This window comes from Clostridium lundense DSM 17049, assembly GCF_000619945.1.
GTDB lineage: Bacteria > Bacillota > Clostridia > Clostridiales > Clostridiaceae > Clostridium_AO > Clostridium_AO lundense.
Genome location: NZ_JHVC01000047.1, coordinates 1 through 3664, shown reverse-complemented (window position 1 = coordinate 3664; position 3664 = coordinate 1). Strand labels below are relative to the sequence as shown.

At 29.3% G+C, this 3664-nt stretch carries 1 protein-coding gene; it reads right to left on the bottom strand.

All coding sequences use genetic code 11. The annotated features are described in order from the left end of the window. Positions 1-3664, bottom strand: a 3664-nt coding sequence (locus tag T514_RS25365) for an Ig-like domain-containing protein (protein WP_034870020.1), incomplete at both ends; no start/stop codon positions are given.

Genomic DNA, 3664 nt, shown 5'->3' with positions numbered 1-3664 from the left:
ATCTGTAACAGTAACTTTTACACTTTCTTTTACCTTTGCATCATCTTTTAATGCAGCAGTTAAAATAACTGTTCCATTTCCTATAGCTGTTACTTCTCCTGTTTTTGCATCTACTATTGCTACTTTTTCATCACTACTACTAAATACAAACTCTTTTCCTGGTATTACATTGTTTTGTTCATCTACTGCTTTTCCTTTTAAAGTGATTTTATCTTTAGGATGTAACTTTTCTTTACTTCCTTCAATAATTACTTTATTTACTATCACATTAGATTTGTAAATTAACGTATATTTTTGAGTTTCTGTATTTCCAGCTTTATCTTTTGCTGTAATTTCAACAGTATTGTTTCCTTCATTTAAGACTACATTATATTTCCCATCTTTTTCAGTTATTACTTTATCATTACATTTAACTTCTGGAATAATATTTTCATCTACATTATCTGTTACATGTACAGTAAATGCTATTTTCTTTGTAGATACTACTGTATTATCTTTTATTCCTTCTACTGTAATTTGAGGTTTTTGAGTATCTTGGGATTTAAATCCTGTTATTTTCACAATATCATCTTGTATCTTATTATCTCTAATTCCACCAAGGACATATGCCTCATCACCAACTAAAACTGCACAATTGTAACTCATAAATTTTGGCAAATATCCTACAGGTTTAAGCGTTTTATTCACAACATCCAATTCTAAAATATGATAACTTGTCTCGTTTTTAATATTTTTCTTTACATATCCTCCAATAATATATACTTTTCCATTAATAGATGCTGTAGCAGCATTTTGTATTTCATAATCTAAATCAGTACTTTCAACCTTTTTATTTACTGGATTAAATTCATGTATTTTTGAAGATTGTGTTCCTCCTATGATATACATTTTTTGATTTGCTTGTACAATCATAGAACCATCCGTAGGTCCACCCCATTCATTTCCGCCATCTAATTTAATATTAGCTACTATTTCCACTTTTTTTGTACTTGGATCAAATTCAACAATAGATCCTATATTATTTTTTCTTTCATAAATATATACCTTTTTATTAATTACAGCAGTTCCTGTAGAATTTAATTGATATTCCTGTGGAAGATCTGCTACTTCAATAACTTTATTATCTTCTATATTATATTTATAAACCTTTTCATTACCAAATAAATAAATATTGTCATCTACAACTGCGCTATTTCCAACAAATGCATCTGGAAGTTTTCCTATATTCTTTATTTCATTAGTTTTTGGATCAAAGCATGAAATAGAATCTACTAAATTCCAACCTTCACTTTTTCCACCAAATAAATATATTTTACCCTTTGCATAAACTCCTGTAACATTTACAAGTCCAATGTTCATATTTCCCACTTTTAAAGATTTATACATACTTGTATCTGAAACAGTTATATCTCCTAATTCTACTGTATTACCATGGAAATCTACAAACAAAGTATACTTTCCTGATGGGGCATCTATTTTCCCTTTTACTTTACCACTATTATCTGTTTTTCCAATTTCAAATTTATTATTTGGTTCTTCTTTGAATGCCCAATATACTTTTACTCCTGCTACTGTGTTTCCTTCATCGGTTACACTAATGTTAAAATCTTCATTGTTTTTTACTTCTTTTGGAAATTTCCCTTCAACTTTAGGTAATACTACTTGTATAGGTTCTGCTACTGCTCTAACATATCCATCTTTTTGAGCAAAAATATAATACTCTTTTTCTTCATTTAATGTAATATTTCCTTTACCTTCTTTATTTGTTTCTTCACGTGTAACTTCTTTTATTGTACCTAACCAACCTATATATCCCGCAACAATAGTAGCCCCTTCAACTACAGCACCTTTTTCATCTTTTACAATTACATGAAAAGGTCTTGTAGATGTACATTGTTTTGGTGTTTCTACTCTTAATTGATTTGTTGCTCCATTCTGAGAGCATACAATACTGTCCCCTGTTTTAATGGTTATAGCTTTAGGATTTTCTATAACCTTTCCATTAATTATTACTGAAAAATATGGATTTCCCTTTTCACGACGACCAAGTTCAACTAATTTTCCTTCTTCGTTAAATTTTGGTGTATATTTCTCTTCTTCTCCGAATGAGCTTTTAGGAGTTTTTAACACACTTTCTAGGTTTGTTTCTTTTCCTGAAATTCTTATTTCTCCTGAAAACTCTCTTTCATCTTCAAATTCTATTCTTAAATGTGCTTTTACTACATCTTTTGTAACCTGTATTTTAGTTTCACCATAATATCTAGTGTCTTTCTTTACTGAAGCTCTTATAATAGCTTCTCCTTCTTTAATTGCTGTAACCTGTCCATTTTCATCAACAGTTGCAATTTCTGGATTTAAGCTTTCCCATTTAATTTGCTCTTTAATTTCATTTCTATCTTTATCTTTTACAATAACATTAAATAAATGATTTTCCCCTTTAAATAATAATAAATTTCCAGGTTCAATTTGTAGTGTATATGCTTCCTTAATTAATTTTAAAATTTTAATATCACTTTTTATATTTCCTTTTCTAGCTTGGAAATGCATTTTACATGTTGCATTTGGATTTGAAACTTTTATTATTGCCTTTCCATTTTCGTCTGTTTTTCCTTGTATACAATTTTCAAAATTGTTAAGCCAATTTTCAAAATAAGCACAAGCAATTTCTGCATCTTTTACTGGTTTACCAGATTCATCTGTTACTTTAATTTCACATGGATAATTATTTATAGTTTCTTCTGGTATACTAATATCTAATTTTTGTGGAATACTTTCTTCCTTAACTTCTACTTCTAATGCCTTTGCTCTTGATTTGTTTGACGCTTCTGCTACTATAAAATATTTTCCTGATTCTTTTAGATTTATATTTGCTTTTCCATTCTTATCTGTTTTTACTCCTGTATCTACAGGTTTTACTTTTTCTTTATTTATGCTTTTATAGTCATATTCACTTGCTTTATAGTATTTTATTTCTCCATCTTTTATCCCTTTTCCATTACCTTCTTTATATGTTACTTCAAAGACTTCTCCTGCATTTACTTTAGCTGTTCCTTCCAAAGTACTTCTTCCCATTGCTCCATTTCCATTGAAGACTACATTTGAATCTTCATTGAAATTAGTAATCCACGGATCAATTGCCCAATAGAAATCACCCTTTATTCCTTCTATTTTATCTATCATTCCACCGGATTCTTTTACTGTTAATCCTAATGCTTCTAATACTTCTTTATTTGTTGTTCCTTTTTTTACTACTACTTCTGTTTCTGGTAGTATTGTATAATCTTTTCCTTCTACCCTTACTTTCACTTTAACCTTTTCTTCTGCTGCTTTAACTTCTACTTCTAAAGCTTTTGCTCTAGATTTCCCTGTTGCTTCAGCTGTTATAAGGTATTTTCCTGCTTCTAATTTTATTTTTGCTTTTCCGTCTTTATCTGTTTTTACTCCTGTATCTACAGGTTTTACTTTTTCTTTATTTATGCTTTTATAGTCATATTCGCTTGCTTTATAGTATTTTATTTCTCCATCTTTTATCCCTTTTCCATTACCTTCTTTATATGTTACTTCCAAGGCTTCTCCTGCATTTACTGTAGTTGTTCCTTCTAAAGTACTTCTTCCCATTGCTCCATTTCCATTGAAGACTACATTTGAATCTTCATTGAAACTA